At 70.9% G+C, this 14,656-nt stretch carries 13 protein-coding genes and 1 pseudogene; 7 read left to right on the top strand and 7 right to left on the bottom strand.

Annotation, left to right across the window (positions count from 1 at the left end):
* Positions 1-102: 102 nt before the first annotated feature.
* Positions 103-855: a TIGR03089 family protein gene (locus tag AB0M35_RS23735; protein WP_363747939.1), complete on the top strand. Its 753-nt coding sequence runs from the start codon at positions 103-105 to the stop codon at positions 853-855.
* Here the strand turns inward: AB0M35_RS23735 and AB0M35_RS23730 are convergent.
* Positions 852-1,052, bottom strand: a pseudogene (locus tag AB0M35_RS23730) (hypothetical protein); the annotation flags it as partial. The gene AB0M35_RS23735 and the pseudogene AB0M35_RS23730 sit on opposite strands and share 4 nt — an antisense overlap.
* Positions 1,053-2,123: 1,071 nt before the next feature.
* Complete coding sequence (locus AB0M35_RS23725) at positions 2,124-3,803, bottom strand: DNA repair helicase XPB (RefSeq protein WP_363747937.1); 1,680 nt, start codon at positions 3,801-3,803, stop codon at positions 2,124-2,126.
* A gap of 433 nt (positions 3,804-4,236) precedes the next feature.
* Here AB0M35_RS23725 and AB0M35_RS23720 point away from each other — a divergent pair, with 433 nt between their 5' ends.
* Entirely contained in the window at positions 4,237-4,476 is a 240-nt protein-coding gene (locus AB0M35_RS23720) for a hypothetical protein (RefSeq protein WP_363747935.1), read from the top strand.
* A gap of 12 nt (positions 4,477-4,488) precedes the next feature.
* Here the strand turns inward: AB0M35_RS23720 and AB0M35_RS23715 are convergent, their stop codons facing one another.
* Positions 4,489-6,966 carry a helicase-associated domain-containing protein gene (locus AB0M35_RS23715; protein ID WP_363747933.1) on the bottom strand — a complete coding sequence of 826 codons (2,478 nt, stop codon included), beginning with the start codon at positions 6,964-6,966 and terminating at the stop codon, positions 4,489-4,491.
* Positions 6,967-7,052: 86 nt separating this feature from the next.
* Between AB0M35_RS23715 and AB0M35_RS23710 the strand changes: the two genes are divergently transcribed.
* Both AB0M35_RS23710 and AB0M35_RS23705 read left to right on the top strand, forming a co-directional pair.
* A complete protein-coding gene (locus tag AB0M35_RS23710) occupies positions 7,053-7,676 on the top strand; it encodes a haloacid dehalogenase-like hydrolase (RefSeq protein WP_363747931.1) in 624 nt (207 codons plus the stop codon).
* A 28-nt stretch (positions 7,677-7,704) separates the two neighbouring features.
* Entirely contained in the window at positions 7,705-8,091 is a 387-nt protein-coding gene (locus AB0M35_RS23705; protein WP_363747929.1) for a cold shock domain-containing protein, read from the top strand.
* Here AB0M35_RS23705 and AB0M35_RS23700 read toward each other — a convergent pair.
* From AB0M35_RS23700 to AB0M35_RS23690, 3 genes are all read right to left on the bottom strand, one after another.
* Complete coding sequence (locus tag AB0M35_RS23700) at positions 8,052-8,900, bottom strand: 1,4-dihydroxy-6-naphthoate synthase (protein ID WP_363747928.1); 849 nt, start codon at positions 8,898-8,900, stop codon at positions 8,052-8,054. The genes AB0M35_RS23705 and AB0M35_RS23700 overlap by 40 nt on opposite strands.
* A gap of 87 nt (positions 8,901-8,987) precedes the next feature.
* Entirely contained in the window at positions 8,988-9,656 is a 669-nt protein-coding gene (locus AB0M35_RS23695; protein ID WP_363747927.1) for a futalosine hydrolase, read from the bottom strand.
* Entirely contained in the window at positions 9,653-11,290 is a 1,638-nt protein-coding gene (locus AB0M35_RS23690) for an MFS transporter (RefSeq protein WP_363747925.1), read from the bottom strand. The genes AB0M35_RS23695 and AB0M35_RS23690 overlap by 4 nt, the downstream gene beginning before the upstream one ends.
* Positions 11,291-11,377: 87 nt before the next feature.
* On the opposite strand from AB0M35_RS23690, the gene AB0M35_RS23685 reads away from it, so the two are divergent.
* Positions 11,378-12,214 carry a DUF3027 domain-containing protein gene (locus AB0M35_RS23685; RefSeq protein ID WP_363747923.1) on the top strand — a complete coding sequence of 279 codons (837 nt, stop codon included), beginning with the start codon at positions 11,378-11,380 and terminating at the stop codon, positions 12,212-12,214.
* Positions 12,215-12,273: 59 nt separating this feature from the next.
* Here AB0M35_RS23685 and AB0M35_RS23680 read toward each other — a convergent pair whose 3' ends face one another.
* Positions 12,274-12,519, bottom strand: a complete 246-nt coding sequence (locus AB0M35_RS23680; RefSeq protein WP_363747999.1) for a DUF2530 domain-containing protein — start codon at positions 12,517-12,519, stop codon at positions 12,274-12,276.
* An 86-nt stretch (positions 12,520-12,605) separates the two neighbouring features.
* Here AB0M35_RS23680 and AB0M35_RS23675 point away from each other — a divergent pair, with 86 nt between their 5' ends.
* Positions 12,606-14,084: an NCS2 family permease gene (locus tag AB0M35_RS23675; protein WP_363747921.1), complete on the top strand. Its 1,479-nt coding sequence runs from the start codon at positions 12,606-12,608 to the stop codon at positions 14,082-14,084.
* Positions 14,085-14,200: 116 nt separating this feature from the next.
* Complete coding sequence (locus tag AB0M35_RS23670; protein WP_363747919.1) at positions 14,201-14,650, top strand: MarR family transcriptional regulator; 450 nt, start codon at positions 14,201-14,203, stop codon at positions 14,648-14,650.
* The last annotated feature ends 6 nt before the right edge of the window (positions 14,651-14,656 follow it).

Here is a 14,656-nt window from a genome sequence, read left to right as displayed (position 1 = left end):
GGCACCTTATTAACGCCTCGTGTATAGGAAGGGCCCCCTATTAACGCGAGGCAAGGCGGGGCAGCCTGGACAGGTCGGGGCGGTAAGAGTAGGACGTACGGTATGTCTGCCACGCTGCCCGTGCCGTCCGCCGTCGGTCTCGCCGAGCGGGACCAGCCGCTGATCACCTACCTCGACCACCGGACCGGGCATCGTCAGCAGGTGACCGCCGCCGAGCTGGGTGACTGGTCGGCGCGGGCCGCCGGCCTGCTGCGCGACGGGTGCGGCCTGACGCCGGGCAGCCGGGTGGCGGTGCTGCTGCCACCGCACTGGCGTACCGCTGCGGTTCTGCTTGGTGCCTGGGCGGTGGGGCTGGAGGTGTCGTTCCGGCCGCGCGCCACCGCCGGGCTGCCGGTGCTTGAGCCGGGCGGCGACCGACCGTACGACGCAGTTCTGGTCACACCCGAGCGGCTCGACGACTGGCTGGAGGACGTACCCGATGGGCTGCACCGCTACCTCGTCGGCACCGGCCCGGAGCCGCTGACCGACGTGCCGACCGGCTGGCTCGACTGGTCGGTGGAGGTGCTCCGACACGGCGCCGCCCCGACCGATCGCCCCACGCTGCACGCCTCCGACCCGGTCAGCCCCGACGGCACCACCTACCACCAGTGGGGAGGACTGGCGCGGGAGTTGGCCGACAGTTGGGACCTGCGGGTCGGTGACCGCCTGCTGGTCGACGTCGCTGAGCACGACCTACCGCTGAAGTGGCTGCTCGCGCCGCTGTCGGCGGGGGCCTCGGTGCTGCTCTGCGCCAACCTCGACCCCGCCGACCGGGACGCGGTAGCCGCCGCCGAGCAGGTCACCCGCATCCTCTAGAACCGGCGCCGCGCACACCGACCAACCTGCACCGGGCGGGCGGAACACGATGCGGCATGCTCCGCCGCCAGCACGCACCGCCCGCCGTCGGGCAGCCGCCGGTCACAGAACACCCAATGGCGTACGCCCTGCTGGTCCTCGGCCGAGAGGGTCATCCCACCCGGCTCGACGCGGGCACTGAGCCGGGACAACACCCGTGGATCCATCGGTTGACCGCCTCCGCTGATCACGTGAAGTGAGGGCGGCCTCCGCCGTGTTGCAGCCGGCGGAGGCCGCCCTGGTCGCGGCGTTTTCATAGTGGAGTCCACACAGCACGAGGACGGCAGATCCGTCCGGGCTGAAGGGGGCGTTCTGCGGGGTGTGTGGGCCCTGTCGAGCTGAACCGTTCGTGCTGTCGCATGGAGGGCCGCCGTAATGCTCGGAGACTGTCCACCCGGGCGTGAGTCGTTCGCGCTATCAACTCGACAGGACCTACCTGTCCACCAGTCCTGGCGGACTGCCCGTCATACCGGCTCGCTAACGAGGACGACGTCGGTCCGGAGTGCTCCGGTTGGCACGCACGGTCGAGCATCGGCTGTCTTGTCAATGAGCAGGATTTAAGCGGAGGCTAGCGGCATCCGAACCTGCCGTGCCCCTGATCAGTCACGAAAAGACATGGTAATCATAGAGCCTTCCGCTGCCTCCAGTGGTATTCATCGGCCGGACGCAAACCATGAAGTATCGGCTACTGGGAACGGTGAATTGTTGGAGCATGGAAGAGTCTCTGGTTGAGTTGGCAAGCGTTGCCCGCAAGTTGCCGCCCAGATCGTAGGCTCGGCAGGTGATCGTGCCGCTACTTACCGGCCAGACGCTCAAAGTAATCTTCGTGGTAGTGGCTGGGGCGTAGCCGGTAGAGCAGCTGATGGTGGTGCTGGGGGAGTTGGGGATGATGCAGCCAACCTCTCCGGCGAAAGCGGGTGTGGCAGGCAGTACGGTCATGCCGCCAATAATTCCCGCCACGAGCAAGCTTCTACTAACTGCCTTCTTCAAGGGTCCTCCGACTCTCCCGAAGGTGCGCCTTTGATCGAGCTGGATTCGGCGCACTGCTTTTAGCTCATTGCTGGCCAACTTTGGGGCGCGGCTAAGACCGTAGCAAATATCTTCGATCGTGTCAGCCCGCATCACTGTAAGTGTTGGGCGCTGTTTATGACGTACGGCTATGTCATGGAATGTCTTCTTATCCGGTCAGCGACGGACGCCTATCCCACTCGACCGCCACTCGGGGCTCGTCAGTCAAAAGACGGAAGCGAGGGGCCGAGGACGTCGTCGGCGTCGACGATGGTGTACGCGTACCCCTGCTCGGCGAGGAAGCGCTGGCGGTGAGCGGCGTATTCGGTGTCGATGGTGTCCCGGGAGACCACGGTGTAGAAGTGCGCCTGCCGGCCGTCGGCCTTGGGGCGCAGCACCCGGCCCAACCGTTGCGCCTCCTCCTGTCGGGAACCGAAGGTGCCCGACACCTGGATCGCCACTGCCGCCTCGGGCAGGTCGATGGAGAAATTCCCCACCTTGGAGATCACCAGTGTGCGGATCTCCCCGGAACGGAAGGCGTCGAACAGCCGCTCGCGTTCCTTGTTGGTGGTCGACCCCTGCACGATCGGCGCGTCCAGGTATTCGCCCAGTTGGTGCAGCTGGTCGATGTACGCGCCGATGACCAGGGTCTGCTCCTCCGGATGCCGGTCCACCAGCGCCTTGATCACCGGCAGCTTGGTGCGGGCGGTGGCCGCCATCCGGTAGCGCTCCTCGGCCTCGGCGGTCGCGTACGACATCCGCTCGGCGTCGGTCAGGGTGACCCGGACCTCGGTGCACTGGGCCGGGGCGATCCAGCCCTGCGACTCGATGTCCTTCCAGGGCGCGTCGTACCGCTTCGGGCCGATCAGGCTGAACACGTCGCCCTCCCGGCCGTCCTCGCGGACCAGGGTGGCGGTCAGGCCCAGCCGACGGCGGGCCTGGAGGTCGGCGGTGAACCGGAAGATCGGCGCGGGCAGCAGGTGCACCTCGTCGTAGACGACCAGGCCCCAGTCGCGCGCCCCGAACAGGTCCAGGTGGGTGAACGCGCCGCCGCGACGCGAGGTCAGCACCTGGTACGTGGCGATGGTGACCGGCCGGATCTCCTTGCGCTCGCCCGAGTACTCGCCGATCTCCTCCTCGGTCAGCGAGGTGCGGGCGATCAGCTCGCGCTTCCACTGTCGACCGGCGACCGTGTTGGTGACCAGGATCAGGGTGGTCGCCTTCGCCTCGGCCATCGCCGCCGCACCGACCAGGGTCTTGCCGGCGCCGCAGGGCAGCACCACCACACCGGAGCCGCCGGCCCAGAACGCCTCCACCGCCTCCCGCTGGTACGACCGCAGCGTCCACGGTTTGCGGCCGTCCTTACCGGACTCGGCCAGCTCGATCGGGTGTGCCTCGCCGTCGACGTACCCGGCCAGGTCCTCCGCCGGCCAGCCGAGCTTGAGCAGGGCCTGCTTGAGCCGGCCGCGTTCGGACGGATGCACCGCGATGGTGTCGTCGTCGAGCTTGGCGCCGAGCATCCCGGCGAGCTTCTTGCTCTTGGCCACCTCGACCAGCACAACCCGGTCCAGGGCCCGCAGCACCAGGCCGTGCGCCGGGTCGTTGGCGAGTTGCAGCCGGCCGTACCGGTCCATGGTCTCGGCCACGTCGACCAGCAGGGCGTGCGGCACCGGATAGCGGGAGTACTTGATCAAGGCGTCCACCACGCCCTCGGCGTCGTGGCCGGCGGCGCGGGCATTCCACAGCCCGAGCGGGGTGAGCCGGTAGGTGTGCACGTGCTCGGGGGAACGCTCCAGCTCGGCGAAGGGCGCGATGGCCATCCGGCAGGCCTGCGCGTCGGGGTGGTCGATCTCCAACAGCAGCGTCTTGTCCGACTGCACGATCAGGGGTCCACCGCTCACGCCGAATCTCCTCCTCCGTACGGCTGACCGTGTCGGCGCGGTAGGCGCCTGACCTGCCACCGGGCGACCATCCAGTGTTACACGCAGAAGCCGGTGCCAAGAATGCGTACGCAGGCAGCAACCTTTCCTGTTCCAGATTGCGTCTAGCTAGTGGGGAGACGACTCGTGCGGCCCACTTCGGCCGCTCGTCTTCCAGGTCGGCGCGGTGCGTGCGCGTTCGATCCGCGATCAGGCGGGCCAGGAAGCGGGGGCCCTTGCCGCCATCGCGGGCAGCCAACGGGGGCGAGCGGCGCGCCCCGGGCCGACCTTCACGACGGATTCCGCCTACGCACCGCTGGGTAGAAGCTGCTGGGGTCGGTCGGCCGTGCTGCTGGCCGGTTGCCGTCCGGGATGACACTCTGGGATGACAGGCCGGACCGTACGGGGAGGGCAGATGTCCGTTGACCAGGAACTGATCCTTGAACGTGACAAGGCCGGGTCGGCGGAACCCGTCTCCACCGCGACCGTGGTCGCGTACGCGGTCGTCGGGGCGCTCCTGTTCGGCTGGTTCCTCTTCGGTTGGCTCGTGCTTCAGCAGGGCTTCATCGATTCGGTCGGCGAGGCCGCCGGCACCGGATTCGCCCTGCTGCTGATCGTAGCGATCATCGGGTCGGTGCGGCGCAGCCGACGCTGACCCGCGCCGGGATCACTTCTCCAGCACCGCCGCAGTGATCCGGTGCAGCGCGAAGGTGTGCAGCATCTCCGTCCGTTCGTCCTCGGCACGTAGGTAACCGGCGCCGAGGGAGACCGGTCGGACCAGCCGGGACGCGGTCGCCCCGTGCGCGTCGACGTAGCCGACCCAGACCAGCGCCTTGTCGCGTACCGCCTGTTGAAGCACGGCCAGGGCGTCGCTGTGACTGTGTGCGGGAGCCGGACCGGTCGACGCCGCGGCACCGCGTACCGCCGCCGGAGCCCGCCGGGCCGCCCGTGCCGTCGCATCGCCCCGGCGGATCTGCTCGACCACCCCGAGCAGTCGGGGCAGCGGCAGGCGCGCGGTGGCGAGCGGATCGAGCGCCCGGGTGGCCACCGACACCCGGGCCGCCGCCCGTCGGACCTTCGGCCGGGTCAACACCGCAGATCCGCTGGCATCCTCGGCGACCGGCGCGTAGCCGGCCTCCCGCAGCACCGCCAACATCCGGCCGGCCTGGTACGGGGTGACCAGCACCGTCGGTGCGAGTCGGCGCAACGTCAATTCCTCGACCCGCCGGTCGGCCAGCAGTTCGGCGAGCAACGCCTCGTCGTCGCTGCGCAGGTACGCCCCGGCGGAGCCGACCCGCAGCCCGCCGTGCCGTCGCGCCACATCGTCGATCAGATACGTCAGGCCCTGCGGTATCGGGGTGCGGGACCGGCGCCGGAACAGGTCGTGCAGGTCGTCGGCCGAGTAGCCGGTGTCCAACGCCCGGCGCACACTGCCCGAGGTGACCCGGTACACGCTCGCTCCACCGGCGGACTCGGGTTCGGCGACCATTTCCAGTTCGGCGGCGAGCGCCGGCTCCGGCGGCCCGGGAACCACCACGGTCAGATCGGCCTGCACCAGGAAGTGGTCCACCGGGGCGGGCAGCAGTGCGTCCAACACCCGGACTGCGGTGCCACCGGCATCGCCCTCGGTCTCGCTGCGCAACCCGAGCGGGTCGTCGGTGTCGCGGTCCTCGGTCGCGGTCGCCTCGGCCAGCAGCAGTCGCCCGTACGAGGTGAGCGCCCCCAGCCCGGTCACGCCCAGCGTGGCCGCCTCGGCGAGCACCTCCCGGTGGGCGGCCTCCCGGCCCCGGCTGCGGCGCGGCGCCCGCCAGTCGAGCAGCGCCAGCACCTCCTCCACGGTGGGTGCGGCGGCCGGTTCCAGGTCGGCGAGCACGCCGAGCACCGCCCGCCGGGCGGCCGGCGCACCGGCCCGTTCCGCCTCGGCGGAGAACACCGTGATCGGCCGGTCCCGGTCGTCGCGCTGGCCGATGAGCCCCACCTGGCGGGTCATGGTCAGCCAGGCGCGGGCCAACTGCTCCCAGCGCTGGGCCAGCGAACCGGCCCGCCACAACTCGTACCCGGCGGTGGGCAGCACCTGCTGGTCCGCGCCGTACCGGCCGGCGCTCCCGGACAGTTCCATCTCGCCGGCCAGCCCGGCCGCGTACGCCACCTCCAGCAGCAGCGCCGCCGTCGGTTCGTCCAGCCCGGTGACGCGGGCCAGCCGGCGCAGGTCACGTACGCCGATTCCACCGGAGCGCAGCACCGGCGCCGGTTCGGCGGCCAACTGTTCCAGCAGCGACTCGGTGTGGCGTACCACCTCCATGGTCTGCCCGGCCCCGGCGGAGTCGACGGCCTTCGGCTCGCGTGGCGTGCTGGCCACCGGCGGCGGGCTGGCGCTCAGCGGACCCAGCGGGCCGGTGTCGCGGCGCAGCAGCAGCCCGATCTCCCGGGGCAACTCGACCATGCCGGCCGTGCCGCCCTTGCCGCCGGCGACCCGCACCAGCAGCCGATGGTCGACCAGCCAGCGGACCGGGGAGCCGGTGGGCGCCCCGCCGTTGGTCTCGTCAGGCGGCAGATCGTCGTCGCTGCCGGTCGCCGGGGCCTGCAACGCACCCGGCGGCACGCTGCCGACCGGTGGCCCGGCCGCCAGCCGGTCCAGGATCGCCCGCGCCGACGGCGGCGCGGCCAGCAGGGTCCGGCGCAGCTTCGCCGGGTCCGCGCAGAGCGCGGCGGTGCGTGCGTCCAGCTCCGCCGCCGGTCGGCCGAGCCCCGCCGGGTACGGGGAGATCTCGTCGATGCCCCCGACGACCTGCAACTGGTGGTCGGGGCCGTACACCAGGAAGCGTGCCCGCAGTCGGTCGACAGCGGCCCGGACGGAGGTCGGTGCGGGTGGGTGTGGGCCGGCGGTGGCCATGGCGAGGACCCCGTCGACCGAGGTGGTGCCGTCGGCCGGATCACGGGTCAACCGGGCGGCGTCCATGATCTGAAGCGTGAACTGGTCCAGCCCGTCCAGGGCACGCGACACCGAGACCCGCGACTGGGCCCGGAGGGCCAGCGCGGCGACGTCGGCGGGGACCGGCACGACGAGGTCTGGCCGCAGTTGCAGCAGCGCGGCGAGGGACTCGTCGGGCAGTGCCCGTAGGTGGTCGGCGAGTGAGGTGCTCATCGTCGTTCCACGCTAGCCCGGCCGGACCCGCTTCCGCCCACCGGACGATCGGGCTGCTCTGGACGTCGGCCGGGTAGCTTTCCAGGATGCCCCCACTGACAGTCGGTTTCGACCTCGACATGACCCTGGTCGACTCGCGTCCCGGCATCGCCGCGGCCTTCCGCGCGCTGACCGAGCGGACCGGCGTCCCGGTCGACGCCGAGGCGGCGGTGTCCCGGCTCGGCCCGCCGCTGCGTACCGAGATCGCCCGCTGGTTCCCGCCCGAGCAGGTCGACGAGGCGGTCCGTATCTACCGGGGGCTCTACCCGGCGTACGCGATCACCCCGACGGTGCCGCTGCCAGGTGCCCGGGCAGCCCTCGACGCGGTGCGGGAGCGTGGCGGCCGGGTGCTGGTGGTCACGGCGAAGCACGGCCGGCTGGCCCGGCTGCACCTGGACCACTTGGGCCTGGGGGTGGACGAGGTAGCCGGGGACCTGTTCGCCGAGGAGAAGGCGACGGCGCTGCGGGCGCACGGTGCGACGTACTATGTCGGGGATCACGTGGCGGACATGGTGGCCGCGAAGGCCGCGGCCGTGCCCGCAATCGCGGTCGCCACCGGGCCGTGTTCCGTCGATGAACTGGAGGCGGCTGGCGCGGCGATGGTGCTGACCGACCTCACCGGATTCCCGGCGGCGCTCGACGGCATGATCCGGCTAGCCTTGACGCAGTAGACGTTTCAAGCGAAGCAGGGGATTTCAGGTGCCTACGGGTCGAGTGAAGTGGTACGACGCGGCCAAGGGATACGGGTTCGTCACCAGTGACGAGGGTGGCGACGTGTTCCTGCCGAAGACCGCGCTACCGGCCGGTGTCACCGACCTGAAGGGCGGCCAGCGCATCGACTTCAGTGTGGTGGACAGCCGGCGGGGTACGCAGGCGATGGGCGTGAAGCTGTTGGACGCCCCGCCGTCCGTGGCGGAGTTGCGTCGCCGACCGGCCGAGGAGTTGCACGGGCTGGTCGAAGACATGATCAAGGTGCTGGAGGCGAAGGTGCAGCCGGACCTGCGCCGGGGTCGCTTCCCGGATCGCAAGACCGCCCAGAAGATCGCTCAACTGGTCCACGCGGTGGCCCGCGAGTTGGAGGTCTGAGGCACGAGCCCGGCGTCGGCGGCCCGGCCGAGCAGCGCCTCGACGGCAGCGAAGCCGGCCTCTCCCAGGTCGGCGGTGAACTCGTTGACGTAGAGGCCGATATGCCGGTCCACCACGTCGGGCTCCATCTCCTGGGCGTGCGCCAGCACGTACGCCCGACTGGCCGCCGGATCGGCCCAGGCCTGCCGGACCGACTCCCGGATCCATCCGGCGGCCTGCTGCGGGTCGACCGCACCGCGCCGGGCCAGGATGGCGCCGAGCGGGATCGGCAGGCCGGTGTCGCTCTCCCACCACTCGCCCAGGTCGACCAGCGCGGTCAGCCCGTGGCGCGGGTACGTGAAGCGGGCTTCGTGGATCACCAGCCCAGCGTCGTACCGCCCAGCGGCGACGCCGGGCATGATCTCGTGAAACGGCACCACCTCGATGCGGCGGGGCGTCCGTTCGGCCGCCCAGAGCCGAAAGAGCAGGTACGCCGTGGTCCGGTCGCCGGGCACCGCCACGGTGGCGTCGCGCAGGTCGGTGCGGTCCGGCCCGCCGTCGCGATCAGCCCGGGTCAGCACCAGCGGCCCGCAGCCGCGCCCCAGCGCACCGCCGCAGGGCAGCAGGTGGTAGTCGTCCAGCAGCCACGGCAACGCCGCGTAACTCACCTTCACCAGGTCGAACGCGCCGCGCTCGGCCGCCGTGTTGGTCACGTCCACGTCGGCGTACGTCACCTCGACGGCCGGCGCACCGGGCACCTGCCCGTGCACCAGCGCATGGAATACGAACGTGTCGTTGGGACAGGGCGAGATCGCCATCGAGAGCGCCACGCCCCCACCGTATCCCCGCCAGCCCTCGCTTCCCGACGGGGATCTCGTCGGTGAGCTGCGCGCTCTGAAGCACCGGTGATCGGTAGGTCAGCGTAGGGCGACGGCGGTGGTCAGGGCGGCGGCGGCGGTGGTCAGGGCGGCGAGGGCGTCGTGCAGGCGCCAGGCGTCGCGGTCGCGCGGGCCGATCGGGTTCGAGATCGTACGCAACTCGGCGAAGGGCACGCCGGCGTGCCGGGCGGCGACGGCCACGCCGTACCCCTCCATGGCCTCGGCCACCGCGTCCGGGTGACGGCGGCGTAGCGCCGCGGTGCTGGCGGCGGTGCCGGTCACGGTGTTGACGGTCAGCACCTCGCCCACGACCGCCGACGGCAGCGCCGTACGCAGGGTGGCAAGCAGCCCGGCGTCGGCGGGCACGGCCGAGCCGCCGCCGAGGAGTTCGGGCGCCATGCCCAACTCGTCGATGGGGATGAAGCCGTCGGGCGACTCCGCACCCAGGTCGGCGGCGACGGCTCGGGTGCCGAGCACCACCTTGCCGACCTCCACCCGGTCGCTGAATCCGCCGGCCACGCCCGCACTGACCACGACACGGTACGGCCGACCGGCAGCCTCGGCGAACGCCAGCAGTCGGGCGGTCGCCGCGCCGGCGACGGCCGGTCCCACACCGACCGGGACCACCGCGACGGTCGAGTCGTCGAGACCGGCCTGGATCGCCTCGGCTTCGGTGGGCACCGCGGTTACCACGAGCAGGTCGGTCACGAGACCGAGCCCGATGAGTTGCTCCGGGTTTCGTCCTCGCCGCCGCCGGACCCGGTGACCGCCGAGGACGGCCGGTAGATGTGGAAACCGGGCGGTGCCAGGCCCGGCTCCTCCGGGGCGGAACCGCCCTGGACCGGAGCGGGGGAGGTGGGCGCGTTGTCCTCGGCGGCCTTCCGGTCCCGGCCGGCCTGCTCCTCGGCGGCCCGCGCGTCGGCGTCCCGCTCCGTCGCCTTCAGTTCCTCGTCGGTCAGCGGTCGGCCACAGAGCCGTTCGGCGCGCAGCCGGTGGGCCATCACCAGCCCTCGTACGGCGGCCAGCACCCCGACCCCGGCGGTGACGGCGATGCCGACTCGGCCGTGGAAGGGTACGAGCCCCAGGCCGCCGCCGGCCACGAAGGCGAGCATCAGCACCGTCTCGGAGTGGGCGAAGGAACTGGCTCGCAGCCGTTCCGGGATGCGTTCCTGGATCGAGGCGTCCACGGCGAGCTTCGCGATGCCGCTCATCATGGCCGCGACCACGCAGAGCAGGGTGACCATCGGCAGGGAGAAGTTCAACGCGGCGAGCACGGCCACCCCGGCCACGATGACGATGCCGCTGGACTGAAGCGCGGTCGGCCGGTGGATGCGCAGCCGGGTGCCGATCGCGGTGGCCAGGAAGGTGCCGACGGCCAACGCTCCACCGACGAGGCCCAGCGCCCCCTTGTCACCCAGGTCGCGGCCGAACATCACGGTGGTCAAGTCACCGGCCTTGATGGTGAAGGCCAGGAAGAGCAGCAGGAAGCCGTAGATCGCGCGGAGTGTCGCCGCTCCGATCAGGTTCGAGATCACCAGGCGGCCGGCGGGCCGGCCCCGCCCCAGCGGGCGTTCTCCGGTGGCTCGTCGAAGTGCCCGCAGGGGTCGTGGCACCCGCTCGGGTGGTTCGGAGTCGGCCTTGGGCGGTAGCCGCAGAGCGATCACCATGCCGACGAGGAAGATGATCGAGGCGACCCGTAACGGCCACTGCGCCCCGAACCAGAACGCGGCCAGACCGATCGGCGCGACCAGGGCACCGGCGACCGTGCCGTAGACGCTGGCCCGCGCGCCGACCTGGGACAGGCCGAGCCCTTCGGGCAGTAGCCGGGGGACCGCTGCGGAGCGGGCCACCCCGTACGCCCGGGAGAGCGCCAGCACGCCGAAGGCCGCCGGATACAGCCCGAAGCCGTGGATGTAGTCGGAGATCATCCAGGCCAGGAAGGCCCGGCCCAGCATGGTCGTCGCCAGGGCGTACCGCCGACCGTGCCGGAAGTGGTCGAGCAGTGGCCCGACCACCGGGGCGAGCATGGCGAACGGCACCATGGTCACCAGCAGGTAGAGCGCCACCTTGCTGCGGGCCTCGCCGAGCGGGACGTTGAAGAAGATCGTTCCGGCCAGACCGATGGCGATCAGGGTGTCCCCGGCGCAGGAGACCGCGTGCAGATCGAACAGGCGGACCATGCCGGTCTCTCCACCGGCACCCCGGGCCCGCGCGCGGGCGGCGCCGCGGGTCACCCAGCGGCCACCGCTGAGCGAGCCGCGTAACAGGAGGCGGATCGCCCGGATGCCGGTGCCGACGGTACGCCCCAGAAGGGACCGCTCGGAGTGGGAGGACAGCGGCATGGCACCCATCCTGACCTATCGGCTGGCCGGATGCCGCACCACCTTCGCAGAACACCTCTGGGGAGTGCCTCACGGTCGACCCCAGCCATGGGGAACAATGGTTGGGTGACCAGGCCTGTCTCCGCCCGCGCCGCTCGTCTCGACCAGGTCTGCGCCGCCGCCGTCGAGGTGGCGCGTGCCGGCATCACCGAGGTGGATGCCACCGATGTCGGTGAACACATCCAGGCTGTCGCCGAGGGCGACCGGCTCGTCACCCACTACTTCGAATGCCTGCTGGCCGGCTACCGCGGCTGGCGGTGGGCGGTCACCGTCACCCGGGTGCCGCGCAGCCGTACCGTGACGATCTGCGAGACCGTGCTGCTGCCCGGGCCGGACGCGCTGCTCGCACCCGGCTGGCTGCCCTGGCAGGAGCGGCTCAAGCCGGGTGATCTCGGTCCCGGTGATCTGCTGCCCACGCCTCCCGACGACGAGCGGCTCCAGCCGGGTTACCTGCTCTCCGACGACCCGGCGGTGGAGGAGACCGCCTGGGAGTTGGGTCTGGGCCGGTCCCGGGTGTTGTCGCGGGAGGGGCGGGCCGAGGCGGCCCAGCGCTGGTACGACGGCGACCACGGCCCGTCGGCGCCCATTTCCACCTCCGCCCCGGCTGCCGCCCGCTGCGGCACCTGCGGCTTCTATCTCCCGCTCGCCGGGCAGTTGCGGCAGTGCTTCGGCGTCTGCGGCAACTTCTACGCCCCGGACGACGGCCGAGTGGTCAGCACCGACCACGGCTGTGGCGCGCACTCGGAGACGCTGGTCGAAGCAGAGACGGCAGTGGAGGAGGTCCCGGCCATCTACGACGACAGCGCGGTGGAGCCGATGTCGGTCTCCCGCGCGCCCGGGTCGATCGAGCCGGGCGAGCCCGCGGAGCCGTACGGCCACTCCTGATCACTGCCGTCAGCCGGGCGGCTCGGCGGCCCGGCCGGGTTGGGCGGGTTAGACGGCGGTCAGTTGGCGGCGCGGCGGCGGCGCCGGTTGGCGTCGTGCCGCATCATTACCGCCAAACCGGGGAAACCCCACAGAAAGCCGGCCAGGCAGATCCAGAGCCAGTTCTCGTGCCCGCTCGCGGCCAGCCGGTCCCGAATGAGCAGCAGCACCAGACCGGCGACCGCCCACGCCACCATGCCGGCCAGCGCGAACGGCACCATCGGCGGGTCGAGTGGCTCAGGTCGCGGCTGTTGCTTCGGCACCAGGCCAGGGTACGCGACCGAACTTTTCGGGAAGTCGGTCATCTGCGACGATGCGCCCGACGACTTGATCATCCGCTGTGAGGTTCCTGATGGCAGTAGCGCCGCTCGACAACGGCACACCCCCCGACCCCGGTCGGCCGCGTAACCGGTTCGACCGGTACTTCGAGGTCACCGCGCGTGGCTCGACGATGAGCCGTGAGGTACGGGGTGGTCTGGCCACCTTCTTCACGATGGCGTACATCGTGGTGCTCAACCCGCTCATCCTCGGCGGCGCCCTCGACGGTGACGACAAGGCGCTGTCGTTGCCGGCGATCGCCGCGGCCACCGCGCTGGTCGCCGGCCTGATGACCATCCTGATGGGTGTGGTCGGCCGGTTCCCGCTGGCCGTCGCCGCCGGCCTCGGCGTCAACGCCCTGGTGGCGTACGAGATCGCACCGGAGATGACCTGGGCCGACGCCATGGGTCTGGTGGTGATCGAGGGTGTGATCATCGCGGTGCTGGTGCTGACCGGTCTGCGTACCGCCGTTTTCCGCTCGGTGCCGACCCAGATGAAGACGGCGATCGGGGTCGGTATCGGTCTGTTCCTGACCGTCATCGGGCTGGTCAACGCCGGCTTCGTCCGGCGAATCCCGGACGTGGAGAACACCACCGTGCCGCTCGGCCTGGGCATCGGCGGCAAACTGGTCAGCTGGCCGACGCTGGTCTTCGTGCTGGGCCTGCTGCTGACCCTGGTGCTGGTGGTACGCCGGGTAAAGGGCGCGATCCTGATCGGCATCTTCGGCTCCACCGTGCTGGCTATGGTGGTGGAGGCGCTCGGCAACATCGGCCCGTCCTTCGTCAACGGGGTGCCGAACCCGAAGGGTTGGTCGCTGAACGTCCCGACCCTGCCCAGCAACCCCATCGACGTGCCGGATCTGTCACTGATCGGCAAGTTCAACGTGCTCGGCTCCTGGGAGCGGGCCGGCTGGCTGGTCGTGTTGATGTTCATCTTCACCCTGCTCATCACCGACTTCTTCGACACGATGGGCACGATGGTCGCCGTCGGGCAGGAAGGCAGCATGCTCGACGAGCAGGGCACCCCGCCGCGGGCGAAGGAGATCCTGCTGGTCGACTCGATCGGCGCGGCGGCCGGTGGCGCGGCCAGCGTCTCCAGCAACACGGCGTACGTCGAGAGTGCCGCCGGTGTCGCGGAGGGTGCCCGGACCGGGGTGGCGAACCTGGTCACCGGCGCGCTGTTCCTGCTGGCCATGTTCCTGGCCCCGCTGGTGGTGGTCGTGCCGTTCGAGGCGGCGTCCATCGCGCTGGTGGTGGTCGGCTTCCTGATGATGACCGCGGTACGCACCATCGACTGGTCCGACTACGAGATCGCCATCCCGGCGTTCCTCACCATCGTGCTGATGCCGTTCACCTACTCGATCTCCAACGGCATCGGTGCCGGCCTGATCGTCTACGTGGTGGTCAAGCTGGCCAAGGGCAAGGCCCGCGAGATCCATCCGCTGCTGTACGCGGTGGCGGCACTGTTCGTGGTGTACTTCCTGCGCGGTCCGGTCGAGGCGCTCGTGTTGTGACGTTCGTGGCCCGGGCCGGGTGTGACGTGCGACGGTTCGCCCGCACCTGGCCCGAGCAGGGTGAGCGTGGTCATATTCGCTGCGGTTCGGTCAGCTAATTAGTTAGGCTAACTATCGTGACGGAGCGGACGGTGACGGCGCAGAGCATGCCACCGGCGCAGCTGGCCCATCAGCTGCGTGATGCGATAACCCGGCTCAACCGGCGGGTCCGCCAGGCCCGGCCGGTAGGTGATCTCACGGTCACCCAGTTGTCCGCGCTCACCAGCATCCGGCTGGGTGGAGCGCTCACACCGCGGGAACTCGCCGACGTCGAACGGGTGCAGCCACCGACGATGACCAAGATCGTCGCGAAGCTGGAGGAGCGCGGCCTCGTGCAGCGCACCCCACACCCCACCGACGGCCGGCAGGTGATCCTCGCGGTGACCGAGGGGGGTCAGGCCGTGCTCGACCAGTTCGAGCGGGTCCGAGACGAATGGCTGGCCCGCCGGCTGACCGAGCTGAGCGATACCGACCGGGAGACCCTGCAACACGCCGCAGAGATTCTCCAGCGAATCTCCCGCGCCTGACGCCGC

It is taken from the genome of Micromonospora sp. NPDC051196, from assembly GCF_040682415.1.
Classification (GTDB): domain Bacteria; phylum Actinomycetota; class Actinomycetes; order Mycobacteriales; family Micromonosporaceae; genus Micromonospora.
The sequence above is the reverse complement of the archived record's forward strand: the minus strand, read 5'-3'. Positions and strand labels throughout refer to the sequence as shown.

Coding starts and splice junctions, on each gene's coding strand:
- AB0M35_RS23685 (WP_363747923.1), top strand. CDS start 11,378: ATGGGGAACAATGGTTGGGTGACCAGGCCTGTCTCCGCCCGCGCCGCT.
- AB0M35_RS23690 (WP_363747925.1), bottom strand. CDS start 11,290: ATGCCGCTGTCCTCCCACTCCGAGCGGTCCCTTCTGGGGCGTACCGTC.
- AB0M35_RS23735 (WP_363747939.1), top strand. CDS start 103: ATGTCTGCCACGCTGCCCGTGCCGTCCGCCGTCGGTCTCGCCGAGCGG.
- AB0M35_RS23720 (WP_363747935.1), top strand. CDS start 4,237: ATGTCCGTTGACCAGGAACTGATCCTTGAACGTGACAAGGCCGGGTCG.
- AB0M35_RS23715 (WP_363747933.1), bottom strand. CDS start 6,966: ATGAGCACCTCACTCGCCGACCACCTACGGGCACTGCCCGACGAGTCC.
- AB0M35_RS23710 (WP_363747931.1), top strand. CDS start 7,053: ATGCCCCCACTGACAGTCGGTTTCGACCTCGACATGACCCTGGTCGAC.
- AB0M35_RS23675 (WP_363747921.1), top strand. CDS start 12,606: ATGGCAGTAGCGCCGCTCGACAACGGCACACCCCCCGACCCCGGTCGG.